Consider the following 14,648-nt stretch of genomic DNA (forward strand, 5'->3'; position numbering starts at 1 on the left):
CGGGGGACGAAGCGGCGAGCGGCTGAGGCCCGGTGCCGTGACGTCGACGCCGTCGCCCTGCGACGTGGCGCCCGACGCTTCGCGCGGACGACGAGGACAGGCCGTTCGGTCGGAGCCCAGGCGGTGGTGGTGCCGCGGTGTTGTGTTGGCCGGCCGGGCGGGGTTGGTGTTCCCCACCCGGCAGGGGCTCGGTCAGCTGCGGGGCATGCGGGCGAAGGCGTCGATCCAGAAGCGTTGCTTTTCCGCGGACTGGCCTACCAGGTAGCTGGACCTGAGCTTCGGGGGGAGGCAGGCCAGGAGGCGGGCGACGGTGTCTATGTGTTCGCGGAGTTGGGAGAGTTCGGCGTTGGCGAGGACCTGGTGGACGACGTCCGTGTCGTTGGTGCCTTCGCCGGACTCCTCGTCGCCGGAGCGGAGGCGGTCCTCCCATTCGGCGAGGTTGTCGGTGAGGTCGCCGAGGCCGGTCCGGGGGCGGTCGGCGAGGCGGGCTTCGAGGGCGTTGAGGGGGACGGGGGCGTACTCGCCCTCGCCCAGGTAGACCTTGGCCATCTCGAGGTTCATGCCGCGCTTGTGGAGCTTGATGAGCCGCTCCAGGGTGCGCTTGGTGATCCACTCGCGGCCGTCGTCGTCGATGTCGGTCTTCCACCACTCGAGGACGGTCTCGGCGATCGGGCCGTACGTGGCGATCAGCCACTCGTTCGCCGGGATGTCCTCGGGCCGCACCTGGAGCGACGCGGTGAAGCGCGTGGCCTGCGCGATGTTGTTGCGCGCCACGAGCATCTTGCGGCCCAGGTAGTACGGCGGGTTCTGCAGCGCGATCTGCGCGCGCAGGCCCGGGATGGGCCGGCCCGCGATCGACCACTCCTGGGTGACCTCCATGAGCTTGGCGAACGCCGACTTGTCCTTGGGCCGGTTGTACTCGTCCCACACGATGACCTTGTCGCCGGGCGCCGTGAACCGGGCGGCGAGCAGGTTGTCGAGCGAGCCGTCGACGGTCGGCACCGGAGCGCACAGGTCCTCGACGTTGGTGACCGGCATCGAGAAGTACAGCGGGTCGCCGCCGAGTTCCTCACGGATCACCTCGCGCACGACCTCGGTCTTGCCGCAGCCGGGAGGGCCCTGGATGAGCACCGCCCAACGCCGCCGCACCGCCTCGCGGACGATCCGGCGCACCGCGTCGGGCGTGTGCTCCGGGTTGCGGACGCCGATCGCGGCCGCGATCCGGTCGAGGGTCTCGTCGGTGCGGTCCGGCCCGGGCGAGCCGTCCTTGAGCGTCTCGACGAGCCGCAGCCGCTCGCCGTTGAGCAGCGGCAGGCCCCACTCGAGCGGGAACCCGGCCAGCGCGCAGTCGAGGATGTGCTCCAGCGTGCGCGGCGACAGCAGCTGCCGCAGCGTGGGCGACAGTGCCGTCCACACCTTGAAGACCCCGGACAGGTCGGTGCGTTCGAACCGCTCGGCGAGCTTGACGCGCCACGCGGTGTCGGTCGCGGTGATCTTGACGGTGACCATGCGGTCGAGGATCGCCAGGTCGCTGCGGCGCGCGGCGGTCTCGGTGAGCGACTCGTTGTCGGTGAGGAACACGCCTATGCAGCCGAGTTCGCGCAGGTCGTACTCGCCGAGCGTCCAGTTGCACGCGACCTGCATCAGCTGCGACTGGATGGTCTCGCCGGCCTGCAGCGCGTCGTCGATGAGCAGGACGAAGCGGTTGCCGGGCCGGAGCTGGCGCATGATCAGCTGGCGCAGCACGAGCTCGTCGGTGCGCGGGTCGCGGACCGGCGCGTTGACCAGCAGGTCGTCGGGCGTCAGGTTCGCGGCCGGCACGAACACGAGCGTGGTGTCCGGGTATTTATCCGGGATGTGGGTGAAGAACGTGGCGGTCTTGCCGATGCCGTGTTCGCCGAAGATCTGCCCGGTCTGCCCGAGGTCGATCATCGCGTCGATGAACTCCTCGAGCTTGGAGACGCCCTTCCAGCCCTTCGGGGGCTCGGGGAAGGTCGCGGTGGCCTTCCAGCGCGGCCGGGCGGCCCGGGAACCGGTCTGCGGGGTGTCGGCGGTGATCGTCATGGGTCCTTCCGCAAACGGAGTTCGTGGTACGGGTGCGGGGCGTCCGGGCTCAACGCGAGCCGGTGATCACCTTGTGGCACGCCATGGGAGGGTTGTGGCTCTCGGGCCACTCGTCGCCGCCTTCGGTGATGAGCCAGATCCACTTGTCGGGCTCGGCGGGCGTGATGTGCGGCGCGTAGCCGTCGGTCAGCATGAGCACCGCGTCGACGCTCTCGTCGAACACCTCGCCGTTGACCGCGAGCCGGCCCTCGACGTAGTCGGCGACCTGCTGGAAGTCGGTGCCGCCGCCGCCGAGCACGCGCTCGCCGGGCTTGAACGGCATCAGCGCGCCGTCGAAGCTCAGCCAGTGCGACTCGACGCCGTCGGTGAGGCCGACGAGTTCGGTGAGCCACTCCACCACGTGGTCGGGCATCGACCCGGACGTGTCGTACGCGACGACGATGACCTTGGTGCGCTCCTGCCCGCGCCGCGACAGCATCGGGTCGTGGCCGAGCGTGGCCAGCAGCGCGCCGCGCTTCTTCGGGTAGACCAGCCGCTCGCCTTCGCGCAGCTTGGAGGACAGCACGTCGACGAGCCACTGCTGCCACCAGTCGACGCGGCGGGTCTTCTGCGTCTCGCCGCGCAGGAACCCCGCGCCGAGGTCGCCCCACAGCCGGGACACCTGGTCGGTGGCGCCGTCGGTGCGCTTGAGCAGGTCGAGGAGTTCCTCGCGGGCCAGGCGCATGCCGCGCCGCGCGGAGAGCAGCACGCCGCGCAGCACCTCGGAGGAGATCCGCGCGACGGTCTCCGCGTCGAGCCCGTCGTTCTCGCCGGTGCCGTCGCCGAGCACCAGGTGGATGCACAGCGGGGGCGGGACCGGCGGCTCCTTCATGCGCTTGAGCTCTGCGTAGACGAGTGCGTCGGTCTCGATGAACTCGTCGTACGGGAGCGGTTCGAGGCCCTGCCCGGTCAGGTCGGCCACGTACATCTCGTGGATCTTGTACGGGTCGACGCCGGTCGGCTCCTCGGTCACCTCGCCGGTGTCGGGGTCGGTGCGCCGCACGATCGGCAGCGTGCTGCGGCCGAGGCGCTTGAGCGCGACGTGGTTGATGGTGACCTCGGCGGCGAGCGTGAACACCGGGTCGGCGCGCAGCTCGGGGTCGGCGAACAGGTGGCGCTGGATGAGGTGGCGGGCCTCGTGGAACAGCACGAACTTGACGCCGTCCAGCCCGAGCGAGACGAAGAAGTCCGGGTTGTAGAGCAGCAGGCAGGTGCCGTCGCCGGAGGCCATCACGGCCGCCGTCTCCACGGCCGTGGTCGGGATCTGGTGGTGGCACTTGGTGTAGAGCCACGAGGCGATCACGCTGGCCTGCATGCCGAAGTCGAGGAGCGCCTGCTCCTTGAGCTCACGGGCCTTGGCGACGACCGCGTCGTCCGCGGGCTGCCAGGCCTCCAGCGCGCGCCGGTCGGTCAGTTGGACGACCAGCGGCTTCGGTGCGCTGGTGGATCCGTAGGCCATGCCGATCACCTCCCCTCGTGTCGTCGATGGTTCCAGGCTGGGCTGACACCCGTCCAAGCAATTGACGTCCGGCAAGGGCGGGCAGTTTCCGAGGCCTTGGGATTATCCGGTACGCCCCGGTTCGCCGGGCCGGGTGGTCGGCGGGGACGAGGTCACGGTGGCGGTCACGGACGCGGTCACGGGCGCGACGGTCGTGGCGGCGGCCGCGACCGAGAGCAGCTCGGGGAGCGTGCCGCTGAAGTCGGGCAGCAGCGCGGCGACGACCGACCAGGCGTCGGGGGTGTCGGCGCCGTGAGCGGTGACGGTCGCGTCGAGCAGGGACGGCAACGCGGCGAGCTCGTGCATCCGCGGGGCCAGCCACAGCGTGGACAGCGCGGGCCGTCCGTGGGCGAGGATGTCGCCGACGCCGAGGTGTCCCGCACGCAGCCCGGGAAGGAACCACACTTTGCGCCGGTGAAGGACGGTCTTCGGGGCGGGCAGCGGGAACTGGGCCAACGTGGCCAGGGCGAGCGGGCGTGAGCGGCCGACGACCCACTCGGCCACCCACCGCTCCTTCTTGTGTGTGCGCAGGATCGCGTGGGCGACCTCGTCGGGAAGGTCGTCGCGGCGGAGCAGCGTGTTGACCGCGTTGAACGTGACGCGGCGGGCGCGCAGCCGGTCGAGGACGGTCTCCCACTCGGGCGGCTCGGGCCAGGCGAGGTACTCGTCGTGGGACGGGGGCATGCCCGACTGGAGGTCGCGCGCGAACTGGGCCCCGGCGAGTGCCGCGAGCTGTCCGCCGAGCCGGGCCGCGCCGCCGACGAGGGCGAGCGTCTGCCGGATCCGGGTGGCCACGAGCAGGTCGAGTGGGCCGTCCTCCTGCGCGAGTTCGGCGACCTCCGCGACCATGCCGAGCTCGACGAGGCGGCGGCACCCGGCGATCTGCGCGCCGGCCGGAAGGCTGCCGACGGGGCGGCGCAGCGCGGTGAGGACCAGGTCCGGGTCGCGGGCGTGGGCGGCGTACTGGACGGGGTGCGTGTGCCCGGTCTGCGGGTCGTCCAGGAGTACGGCGAGGGTGTCCGGGTGCAGCGGCACGGGTTCGGTGCGGCCCGGGGAGTGCGGTGTCCCCGACACCACGGTGCGCCACAGCGCGGGCTTCAGCCCGTACGTCCGCAGCAGGCGGTCGTTGAGCCTGGGGTCGTCGCGGCGGAGCAGGCGTGCCTGGGTGCGCGGGTGGTGGCCGTGGTGGGCGACGAAGGCGTCGGCGACCTCCGGCGGGGCGACGTCGGCGAAGGCGTCGACGAGCGCGTCGGGCAGCGCCGTCCGGATGCCGTAGTGGCACAGCTCGCCCAGGTCCTCCGGGTCGAGAGCGGCGAGTACGGCGCGCAGCGCGTCGGGGTCGTCGACGCGGCAGAGCAGGTGGAAGAACGGGGACGTGGACGTCCGCGGCTTGGGCGGCAGCGGATGCCGCATGGGCGGCGGCGGATCCGGCAGCGGCCGGTGCTTGTGCGGGGGTTCCGGCAGAGTGCGGGCGGCGGCGAACAGCGCGGGCAGCGTGCGGCGCTCGCCGTCGGCGAGCAGGGCGAGCAGTGTGCGCAAGTGCGCGGGGTCGGTGCCGAGGGACTCCCGGACCAGGGAGGCGAGTTCGGTGCGGAGATCGTCGAACTCGGTGGGCGCGGTGCCGGTGTGGTCGTCCGCCCGGTAGTACGCGTCGACGTGCTCCAGGGTGCGCAGCAGGTGCGCGCCGTCCGGCGCGCCCCGCAGGAGCTCGCGCCCGCTGAACGCGCCTGTGCGCAGGCCGGTGCGGATGACCGCGCCGTCGTCTCGGGGGTTGCCGCTGTGGGTGAGGGCCAGCGCGATGTGCTGTGGCACCTCCGGGAGTTCGACGAGCACCCGGCACATGGAGTCGTGCAGCGGCGCGTCGTCGTGGAGGCGGGCGAACGCGTTCCAGTCGTCCGCGGTCCACAGGTCGAGGCGGAAGAGCGCGAGGCGGCCGCGCAGCAGGCTGCGGTCGGCGCTGAAGTAGGGGCCTGGTGGGGAGCACCAGTCGTACAGCGCCTGCGGGGTGTTGGGCACTCGGCCACGGCGCAGGCCGGGAATGCAGGCGGCGGCGTGCGCGGCGAGTTCGAGGTGCGGGCAGTCCAGCGCGGGGCCGAGCAGGCGCCGCGACCTCGGTTCGTCGAGGAGGAGTTCGCGCAGCTCGTCGGCGAGCGGGTCGGCGTCGAGCATGCGCCTGCGGTGCCGGGTGCTGCCGCGTTCGTGCCGGTACAGCGCCGCGAGTGTGGGCCCGTCGGTGACCGCGGTGAGACGGGTCAGCGCCTCGTCGTCCAGGTTGCTGTTGGCGGCGAGTGCCCGCAGGTCGGCCGGTGTCGCGTGGGCCAGCGCCCAGTCGACCAGGCGGGACGGCGGCGGGCCGCAGTGGCGCAGCAGGTCGGCGCGGTGCGGCGGGGACAGCCTGGCGAGTACGCCGGGCAGGTCGGCGTGCGCGGCCTCCTGCAGCAGCAGAGCCAGGCCCTGCGCGGGGTGCCGCGTCACGCCGTCACCGCCTTGACGGTGTCGAGGAGTTCGGGGAGCGAGCCGGCGAAGTCCGGGAGGAGGTGGGCGGCTACCGTCCACGCTTCGAGGTCGTCGCCGAGGACGTCCGTGAGCAGGCGCGCGACGTGCGCGGTCGCGGCCTGCCACGCTTCGGGCAGCGTCGGCCGCAACTCGCCGAGGTTGCCGAGCACATGCGCTGCTGGGTGGGTGAGTTCAACGAACTCCTCGGGGTGCAGGTGGCCGAGCGCCAGGGCGGTCAGGTACCAGGAGTTGCGGGCCGAGACGCCGAAGTACTCGGCCTGCGGCAGCGGGTGGCGCGCGGCGGTGAGGGCGAACGCGCGGGACCGGCCGCCGAGGGTGTCGGCGAGGTCCGGCAGTTGCGCGCAGGCGTCGAGCGCGAGCCCGTCCGGGCAGTCGGGGTGTTCGACGAAGCGGGTGAGGACGCGGGACGGCAGCGGCATCCGGGCGTGCGCCTCGGCGGCGGCCGGCCAGAACCCGGGCGGCACGGGCAGGGACGCCAGATCGGGGCTGCGGCGGATGGCGTCGAGCAGCACGTCGGGGCGCTCGTGGTGGGCGACGGCCGCACGGAGCAGGGCGAGCCCGGTGCCGTGCGGGTCGACGCCGTGCCCGCCGATGGTGCCGTCGACGCCGTCCGCGGCGGCCAGTGCCTCCGCGACCGCACGCCCGGCCTCCGGGCCCAGCGAGGCCGTGAGTTCGGGGTCGCGCAGCGCGCCGGGACCCTGGCACTCCCAGATGCTCAGACAGCCGCGCAGCAGGCCGGCCGTGCCCAGGAGGGTGCCGTAGCGGGAAATGGCGCCGCGGATGAGCTGCGGGTAGTGGCCGTGCATGGCGGCGGCCGCGCGGCGGAGGGGCTGGTCGGGGCCGTATAGGAGTTCCTGGCGTGCGCGCGGGGCGAGCGGGACGGTGCGCGGCGCGTCGCGGCGGGTGGCGGCGAACACGGCGAGGGCGACGTCGACGCGCGGGTGGTGGACGAGGAGCGCGCTGTTGACCTCCGGGTCGTGCAGCGCGAGCAGCCGGGCCACCGACGCCGGCGCGCGGTCGGCCGCACGGACCAGCGAGCCGGTCAGGTCGGGGGCGCGGCGCAGCGCACGGATCACGACGGACGGGGGCAGCCGGGGTGTCTCCAGCAACCCGCTCACCGCGGTCGGCGTGAGCGCCGCGATCACGCGCGCCGCGGTGCGCGGCGGCGTGCGGGCGAGCAGCGCGGCCGGGTTGCCGAAGTCCCAGTGCACGGCGCGGCCGGTGGGGACGTCGGGCCGCCGGTCGGGCGGAAGCCTGGTGTCGGCGCACAACTGGGGGAACGGACCCGGGTGGTGGGGGCCGTGCTCGATCAGCCACAGCCACGCCTCCAGGTCGTCGCCGGGCAGCAGGGCGGCGGCTTCGGCGAAGACCGCGTCCAGGGGGACGAGGCGTTCGCCGTAGCGGCGGCTGTACTTGTCGAGGGTGCGCAGCGCCGACCAGCCGGGTGCCGCCTCCGTCATGACCTGGCGCGGGGTGACGGCGCCGCGGGCGAGCGCGGCGGTGAGCGTCATGGTGGCGAGCCCGCGCCGGCTCGTGGACGTGCAGACGACGAGGGCCAGCGCGGCGTCGGGCGGGCAGTCGTCGCGGGCGACCAGGGCCGCGGCGATGCTGTCCGGGAGCGGCGCGCGGTGGTGCTCGCGCAGGATCAGGTCCCAGTCGGCGACGGCGACGCCGTCCAGCACATAGCGCGGGTCCTTGCCGCGGCCGGAGCGCAGCCGGGCGATCGCCGCCTCGGGGCTCTCCGGGGTCGGTTGGGGTTCGGCGTCGGGCGGTGCGGCGGGCGGGTGGCCGAGGCGTTCGGCGACGGCCTCGGCGACCTCGGGCGACGCGTGGCGCAGCAGGGGATGCTCGTCGGACGGGGTCATGCGGCCACCTCGCGGAACCCGGCGGCTCTGTGCGTCCGCCCGTCGTGCCGCCCCGTCACGCGGCCGCCCGTGCGGTGGCGACGAGTTCGAGGAGCGTGGCGGCGGGGCGTTGCTCGAGCATGCGGGCGAGGACGACCCACGCGTCGGTGTTCTCGCCGAGTTCGCGGTGCAGCGTGCGGGCGACGAGCCGGGCGAGCGGCAGGTGTTCTATGGACGCGTCGATCACGGTGTTCGCCTCGGCGGTGGCCTGGAACTCCTCGGGGCTGATCACGCCGGACTCCAGCGCCCTGCCCGGGGCGTGCCAGCGCGTCGGCACCGCGTCGCGCAACGCCTCGGCGACCAAAGGCCGGTGGTGTGCGAGCACGCCGCCGTGCAGCGTGGTCGGGTCCTGCGACGGCAGCGGCTGCTGCCAGGCCTGCGCGGCGGGACGCAAGTGGCGCTGCTCGCGGGCGAGTTCCAGCGGCAGGTCGGGCCGCTCGGCGATGAGGTTGAACGCGGCGGCGGGGATGCGGCGTTCGCGGGCCTGCGCGAGCACCGACGGCCACGCCAGGCCCGGGTCGGCGAGTGCGGAGAAGACGCCTCCCGGCCTGCGGACGTGCGGTATGTAGGACGTGCCGGCGATCTCCTTCGACCACCGCTCGTCCATAGCGCGCAGCGCCGCGCCGAGCGGCGCGATGCCGCCGGCGTCGCGGGCCTGCACCGTCTCCGGGTCGTCCGGGAGCCCTTCGAGCGCGGATATGCCGTGCAGTTCGGCGATCCGGTACGCGGCACGCAGCCGTGCGGGATGCCCGAACTCGCCGCCCGAGCCCAGCGCGACGGCGCGCAGCACCGCCAGGTCGGGAGACGCCAGCAGCGGCCACAGGTCGCGCGGGTCGGCGCCGTCGCGCGGCGCGGCGCACAGTTCGCCGCGCAGCACGTCGTCGAAGCCGTCCACGGAGACGATGTACTCGCGCAGTGCGTAGGGGCAGCGCGGATTGCGGTACGCCGCCGAGGCGATGGCGCGGTCGCCGCCGAGCACGAGCGTCTCCAGGACGTCCGCGCGCACGTGCGGGTTCGCGGCGAGGACGCGGCGCGCGACGGGCCCGCCGTGGGCCACGACGTGGTCGACGAGCGGCGCGGTCGCGTCGGGGCTGCCGGCCAGCGGGGCGAGCTGCGCGTCGTTGAGGAACTCCAGTGCGGGGCCCGCCTGGTCGGCGTCGAGCAGGCCGATGAGCACGGTGTACGCCCACGCGGACTGGCGGCCGAGCCGGGGCGGTGGCAGGGCGGGACCGGGCGACGGGTGTGCGCATGCGGCGATCAGCTCCGCGATGGTGACGTCGTAGCTGGGCAGCGTTGTGTACAGCCGCTGCCACACGCCCGGGTCTGAGGCGACGGCGAACGCCAGCATCTGCCGCACCACGTTCGCGGCCTCGGCCTGCGCCGCCAGCGCGCCCAGGCCGCCGTGCACCATCGAGGTCAACGCCAGCCGCGCGGGCCGCACGTGCGCGACCAGATCGCCCGCCGTCAGCGAACCCTCCTCCAGGCCGCGCAGCACGACCCGCTTGGTCACGTGGTCCTCCGCGGTGGCCGCGCACAGCGGCAGCAGCTCGGGGCCCGGACGCGGCACCATCTGGAGCGCGCGCGGATAGGCGCGCAGCAGCATCGACCGCAAACCGGCCGGGCAGCGCGGATGCTCCAGCAGCGCCACCGCGGAGCACCACGGCAGCGGCTCCTTGGCGTGCGCCGCGGTGAGGAGGTCCCAGCGGGGCTCCAGAACGCCGCGTACCAGCGCGCGGGCGGCGGACGTCCGGCGCGCGGCACGGAGTCTGGTGGTGAGCGCCTCCTCGCCGTACGCCTCCTCCAACAGCTTCGGCACCAGGAACGCCGTGCGGCTGCCCATCACCTCGAGCCGGATCACCTCGGCCTGCGCGTCCTCGCCCTCGATCGGCGCGACCTGGAAGACGCGGCGCAGCTGGGCCGTCCGGCCTGCGGCGGCCAGCGTGCGGCACGCGCGCAGCCGGGCCGTCGAGCCGCCGGGACCGGGGACGCCGGAGACCAGCGCCCAGAAGACGAGGTCCGGATCGGACGCGGCGAGCGCCACCTGCAGGTCGGGACGGCGCCCGGCGAGCAGCACGGCGTGCCGCACCTCCTCGGCGAGCGGCACCGGGTCCTCGAGCGGCACGGGCGACGAACGGGCGCCGGGGTAGCGCGGGTTCACCGGGTCGCGCCACAGGTCGGTGGTCGGGGCGGGCCGGTCGGGCTCCGGCGCGAACCGGCGCTGCGACAGCACCGCCATGCGCAGCGCGGGCCACCCCGACGCGAGGAAGAGGCCCGCGTTGACGTCCGGGTCGTCCATCTCCAGCAGACGCAGCATCGGATCGGGGTCGACCGGTGTGCCGGCGGCCTGGGCGCGCGCGTGGCAGGCGGTGACGACCGCGCGGGCGTCGCCGGTGCGGACGGCGTGCTCCAGGACGGCGGGCGGCAGGTTCGGGTCGCGGTGGTCCGCGGTGAAGGCGGAAGGGGCGGCGTCCGTCGTGACCCGGCCCAGCAGGCTCGCGCCCAGCGGGCCGCCGGCGTGCCACAGCAGGTTCCTGACGGTCTCCGTCACGCGGCGGTTCCCTCCCGACGGCCGGCGCTGTCCAGAAGGGACATTGTGGCCCGCCGCGGGGCGCGCGGCAGCCGGGTTTTCCGGTCCGATCCGCCGACCGGGCGGTTCCGGTTGGGGGCGGGCCCGAACTGCGCGATGCTGGCGTGAAGCCCGTGGAACCGTGGAGAGGCCGGACGCCATGACCACCGCACCCCACCCCGACAGGTACGCCGCCGAGCGCGCCGACCTGCTGCGGACCCTGGACAAGCACCGGGGTTTCCTGCGCTTCACCGTCCAGGGCCTGACCGATGCCCAGGCCGCGCAGCGCACGACCGCGAGCGAACTGTGCCTGGGCGGCCTCATCAAGCACGTGGCCGGTACCGAGCGCCAGTGGATGGCCTTCGCCGTCGGCGGGGCGCCCGCGATGGAACAGGCCGACTTCGACTGGGAGGGCCAGTTCCGCATGGACCCCGGCCAGACCCTGGCCGCCCTCCTGGCCGACTACGACAAAGCCGCCGCCGCCACCGACGACCTGGCCGCCACCCTCGACCTGGACACGACCCACCCGCTCCCGACGGCCCCCTGGTTCGAACAGGGAGCCTCCTGGTCGGTCCGCCGAGTCCTCCTCCACCTGATCGCCGAGACATCGCAGCACGCGGGCCACGCCGACATCATCCGAGAGTCCCTCGACGGCCAGAAGACGATGGGCTGACCGAGCCCCGACGAGCCGAGGCCCGACGAGCCGAGGCCCGACGAGCCGAGCCCCGACGAGCCGAGCCCCGACGAGCCGAGGTCTGACGGGCGGGGGCGACGGGCGGAGGGCGGATGAGCCGCGAACCGGGGCGACGCCCTGGCGGGCGGATCGGCGGACGGATGGACGGGCGACCGGCGTACCGCCGAGGGCCCCCGACGCAGGCTCCGAGCGCACCAGGTACCGGCAGAGGGCCAGCTGTGCGGAGTGCCCCGAGCTGTCTCCCCGCAGCGCTCTCAGCCGCCGCCGCTCGCCCGCTGTTCTGCGGTCGAGCTCGGTGAGCCGGAAGCGCAGCGCCGGTTGGGAGACGCCGCCCGCACGCGGCGACATCGCGCGTGGGCTGGAGGAACTGCCGGCGGGGATGCTCGGCGCCGACTGGCGTCTCGTCAGGCGGTGGGCGCGGGGCGGAAGATCAGTGCGGCGGTGGCCAGCAGGAGTGCTCCGCAGGTCGCCTGCTCGCCGATCATCCAGCCGGGCAGCGGCAGGAAGAACAGCACGGCGACGAAGGCGACCAGCGGGATCGCGACCACGATCCGCAGGCGGAGCAGGGCGCGTTCGTCGCCCGACACGGCCCGGGTCGCGAAGAGGAACGTCAGGACCGACGTGACCGCGACGATGACCCCGCGGACCCACGCCTCGGGCGTGACGCGCGACGGTGCGACGGCCGACAGGACGGCCAGGGTGACGACGGTGAGCAGGCTGAGCGTGAGGTAGGCGCCGACGATCCGGCGGGCGGTGCGGCGGGTCTCGATGGCGGTGGTCATGGGGATGCCTCTCCGGAGGTGGCTCTGTCGAAGAGCCGGATGGCTTCGGCGATGTGGTGCTCGATGTCCAGTTCCGGATGTGCTGTGAAGTAGTGCGCGGCGCCGTCGACGACGGCGCGGATCATGAGCGCGGCGACCTGGGGGTCGAACTCGCCGAACACCCCGTCGGCCTGCCCGTCGGCGAGCATCGCGCGCAGGGCCGGGACGGACACGTCGTCCTGGACGCGGCCCCCGGCGCCCTCGACGATGCGGTGCACCGCGTTGACGTGGGCCGTGTTGTCCGCGATGAAGCGCAGGTTGGAGTCGAGGTACGCGTGCAGCCGGGCCCGGTGGCCTTCGGCCGCGACGATCCGGGTGGTCATGTACGCGCTGCCCCGCTCGTACAGGGCCTCGACGACCGCCTGGTGGACGGCCTGCTTGGAGCCGTAGTGGTACAGCACAGTGCCCTTGGTGGTGCCGGCCTCGGTCGCGATGGCGTCCAGCGATGCCGCCGCGAACCCGTCGCGGTCGAGGACGGCCACCGCCGCGGCGACGATGTCCTCCCTACGTGCCCGCTGGGTCCGGCTCAGTGGACGGATCGCGTTTTCTGACCGCATGGTCAGAGCATGAACCGGGCGGTCAGATTTCCACCACCCTCCCCGCGGTTTCTTTGCCGACCCATGGAGGTTCGAAATCCTCTGCGTTGCAGGGGTGTTGGAGTCGGCCGAAGGCTCCGGGCCGCGCGGGGGACCGCCCTCCGGGCGCGGTGACCTCGACGGACGTCTCCCGCGGCGGGCTACCGTGAGGGCCACCCGGACCACAGACGAGAGGTTGGACGTGTCCCTCGACGAGATCGCCGCATCGGTGCGCGTGGACCCGGCCGTGCACGCGCTGCGCCCCGACTTCGCGGTGCTCGTGATCGCCGCCGACGGCCTGCCGGGCGGGCCCGCCGACGCGTGGTCGCGCGGCCACCTCGAGGCGGCCGCCGAGTCCGCGGCCGAGGCGCTCGTGGCGGTCGGCGACGTGACGGCCGAGCCGCACATCGCGGCGTGGCGCGCGGCGTACGCCGCCTTCGGCGCCAAGCCCGGCCGTACGCGCAACAGCGCCGAGGCGCTCATCCGGCGCGCCGACGCGGGGCTGCCCGAGGTCAACGCTCTCGTCGACGTCTACAACGCGGTCAGCGTCGCGCACCGGCTCCCGGTGGGCGGCGAGGACCTGGACGGCTACGCCGGCAGCCCGCGGCTCGTGCGGGCCGCGGGCGACGAGGTGTTCGACACGGTCGCGGGCGGAGAGCCGGCCGTCGAGCACCCCGACGCGGGCGAAGTGGTGTGGCGCGACGACAAGGGCGTCACATGTCGTCGCTGGAACCACAGGCAATGTGTCCGCACGCGCATCACCGAGGACACGACCCGGGCGCTGTTCCTGCTCGAACGCCTCGACCCGATGCCGCTGGACGCACTGCACGCGGCCGGTGACGACCTGGTCGCGCGGCTGCGCGAGCGGGCACCGGAACTGCGGGCGGCGGTACGGCTGATCGGTCCCGCCGCCGACTAGGTCTCAGGCCTTGCGGTCCGACAGCGCGTACGCCGCAACGGCGACCGTGCCCGACACCGCGAACACCGCCGGCCACGCGCCGATCTTCTTCGCCAGCGGGTGCGACGCGCCGAACGCGGCGAGGTAGAGACCGGTCAGGCCGGCCGCCGTCGGCGCCCCGGCCCGCGCCTTCCACTCGCGGGCGGCCACTCCGCCCGCGGCGGCGAGGACGGCGCCGCCCAGCGGGCGCACCTTGGTGAACCGCGCCGTGGCGTACCCGCCGACCAGCCCGGCGGACGCGACGACGGCAGTGGGGATGCGGGCCATGGGCGTACTCCTGTTCACAACACGACTGCACGGCGAGCGGGCCCGCCGAAAACGGGCCACCACGAACCTAACCCGCCCGCGGGCCGCCGGGTTCCGCAGGTCTCCCCGGCAGGCTCAGCCGGCGCGCCGGGTGCACAGGACCAGGCCCTCGCCGTCGGCGAGTTCGCAGGTGAGCAGGTCGGGGTGCGTGACGAGCGTCTCGCGTACCGCGGCCTGGTTCACGCGGTGCTCATCGGACCACCGGTCGAGCGGCGTCATGTCGTCGACGAGCAGCACGCCGCCGGGTTCCAGTGCGGCGATCGTGAGGTCGAGGCCGGTCCACTTGCCGCCGGGGGCGTCGGCGTAGACCAGGTGGAACGTGCCGAGTCCCGGCAGGAGTTCGACGGCGTCGCCGGTGCGGAGGGCGACGTAGGAGGGCCACGCGTTGTCGGCGGCGCGGGCGGCGACGGCCTCGTCGTACTCGACGCTCGTCACCGTCGCGTCGGTGCGGCCGCCGAGCCCCGCGACCAGCGCGGCCGTCCCGACGCCGGTCCCCGTTCCGAGCTCGAGGATCCGGCCGCCGCTCGGGACGGCCGCGGCCAGGACGGCCAGCAGCCGTCCCACGGTGTCGTTGCTGGAGAGCGTGAAGCCGAGGTCACGGGCGTGCTGGTGGGCGCGTTCGCGCAGCGTCGGGGTCATCAGCCGATGATCCCGACCGCGCGCGGGCCCTGGCCAGCGGGTTTCCGGCCTGCCCGTCGCCGCGCCG

At 74.1% G+C, this 14,648-nt stretch carries 11 protein-coding genes; 2 read left to right on the forward strand and 9 right to left on the reverse strand.

The genetic code is table 11. The features are described from left to right. Positions 1-192 precede the first annotated feature (192 nt). The 5 genes from QI554_RS16855 to QI554_RS16875 all read right to left on the reverse strand — a co-directional run bounded on the left by QI554_RS16855 (position 193) and on the right by QI554_RS16875 (position 10,570). The gene (locus tag QI554_RS16855; RefSeq protein ID WP_281470796.1) at positions 193-2,064 is read right to left on the reverse strand and encodes an AAA family ATPase; all 1,872 of its coding nucleotides are present in this window, start codon (positions 2,062-2,064) and stop codon (positions 193-195) included. A gap of 49 nt (positions 2,065-2,113) precedes the next feature. Further along, entirely contained in the window at positions 2,114-3,562 is a 1,449-nt protein-coding gene (locus QI554_RS16860) for a DUF2201 family putative metallopeptidase (protein ID WP_281470797.1), read from the reverse strand. Between the two features lie 102 nt (positions 3,563-3,664). Beyond that, entirely contained in the window at positions 3,665-6,076 is a 2,412-nt protein-coding gene (locus tag QI554_RS16865) for a hypothetical protein (protein ID WP_281470798.1), read from the reverse strand. Further along, positions 6,073-7,983, reverse strand: coding sequence for a hypothetical protein (locus QI554_RS16870; protein ID WP_281470799.1), 1,911 nt, complete (start codon positions 7,981-7,983; stop codon positions 6,073-6,075). The genes QI554_RS16865 and QI554_RS16870 overlap by 4 nt, the downstream gene beginning before the upstream one ends. Positions 7,984-8,038: 55 nt before the next feature. Continuing rightward, a complete protein-coding gene (locus QI554_RS16875; protein WP_281470800.1) occupies positions 8,039-10,570 on the reverse strand; it encodes a hypothetical protein in 2,532 nt (843 codons plus the stop codon). A gap of 178 nt (positions 10,571-10,748) precedes the next feature. Between QI554_RS16875 and QI554_RS16880 the strand changes: the two genes are divergently transcribed. Continuing rightward, the gene (locus tag QI554_RS16880) at positions 10,749-11,261 is read left to right on the forward strand and encodes a DinB family protein (protein ID WP_281470801.1); all 513 of its coding nucleotides are present in this window, start codon (positions 10,749-10,751) and stop codon (positions 11,259-11,261) included. A gap of 425 nt (positions 11,262-11,686) precedes the next feature. Here QI554_RS16880 and QI554_RS16885 read toward each other — a convergent pair whose 3' ends face one another. After that, on the reverse strand, positions 11,687-12,064 hold the full coding sequence (locus QI554_RS16885; protein ID WP_281470802.1) for a hypothetical protein: 378 nt from the start codon (positions 12,062-12,064) through the stop codon (positions 11,687-11,689). After that, the gene (locus QI554_RS16890) at positions 12,061-12,660 is read right to left on the reverse strand and encodes a TetR/AcrR family transcriptional regulator (protein ID WP_281470803.1); all 600 of its coding nucleotides are present in this window, start codon (positions 12,658-12,660) and stop codon (positions 12,061-12,063) included. Before QI554_RS16890 ends, QI554_RS16885 begins: the two co-directional genes overlap by 4 nt. A gap of 220 nt (positions 12,661-12,880) precedes the next feature. Between QI554_RS16890 and QI554_RS16895 the strand changes: the two genes are divergently transcribed. Continuing rightward, positions 12,881-13,597: a B3/B4 domain-containing protein gene (locus QI554_RS16895; protein WP_425527993.1), complete on the forward strand. Its 717-nt coding sequence runs from the start codon at positions 12,881-12,883 to the stop codon at positions 13,595-13,597. Between the two features lie 3 nt (positions 13,598-13,600). Here QI554_RS16895 and QI554_RS16900 read toward each other — a convergent pair whose 3' ends face one another. Together QI554_RS16900 and QI554_RS16905 are read right to left on the reverse strand one after the other, a co-directional pair. After that, positions 13,601-13,903: a hypothetical protein gene (locus tag QI554_RS16900; RefSeq protein ID WP_281470805.1), complete on the reverse strand. Its 303-nt coding sequence runs from the start codon at positions 13,901-13,903 to the stop codon at positions 13,601-13,603. Positions 13,904-14,017: 114 nt separating this feature from the next. Further along, positions 14,018-14,581 (reverse strand): O-methyltransferase, encoded by a 564-nt coding sequence (locus QI554_RS16905; RefSeq protein WP_281470806.1) that lies wholly within the window; start codon positions 14,579-14,581, stop codon positions 14,018-14,020. Between the last annotated feature and the right edge of the window lie 67 nt (positions 14,582-14,648).

The sequence above is a fragment of the Yinghuangia seranimata genome (assembly GCF_029953285.1).
In the GTDB taxonomy this organism is placed as follows: domain Bacteria; phylum Actinomycetota; class Actinomycetes; order Streptomycetales; family Streptomycetaceae; genus Yinghuangia; species Yinghuangia seranimata.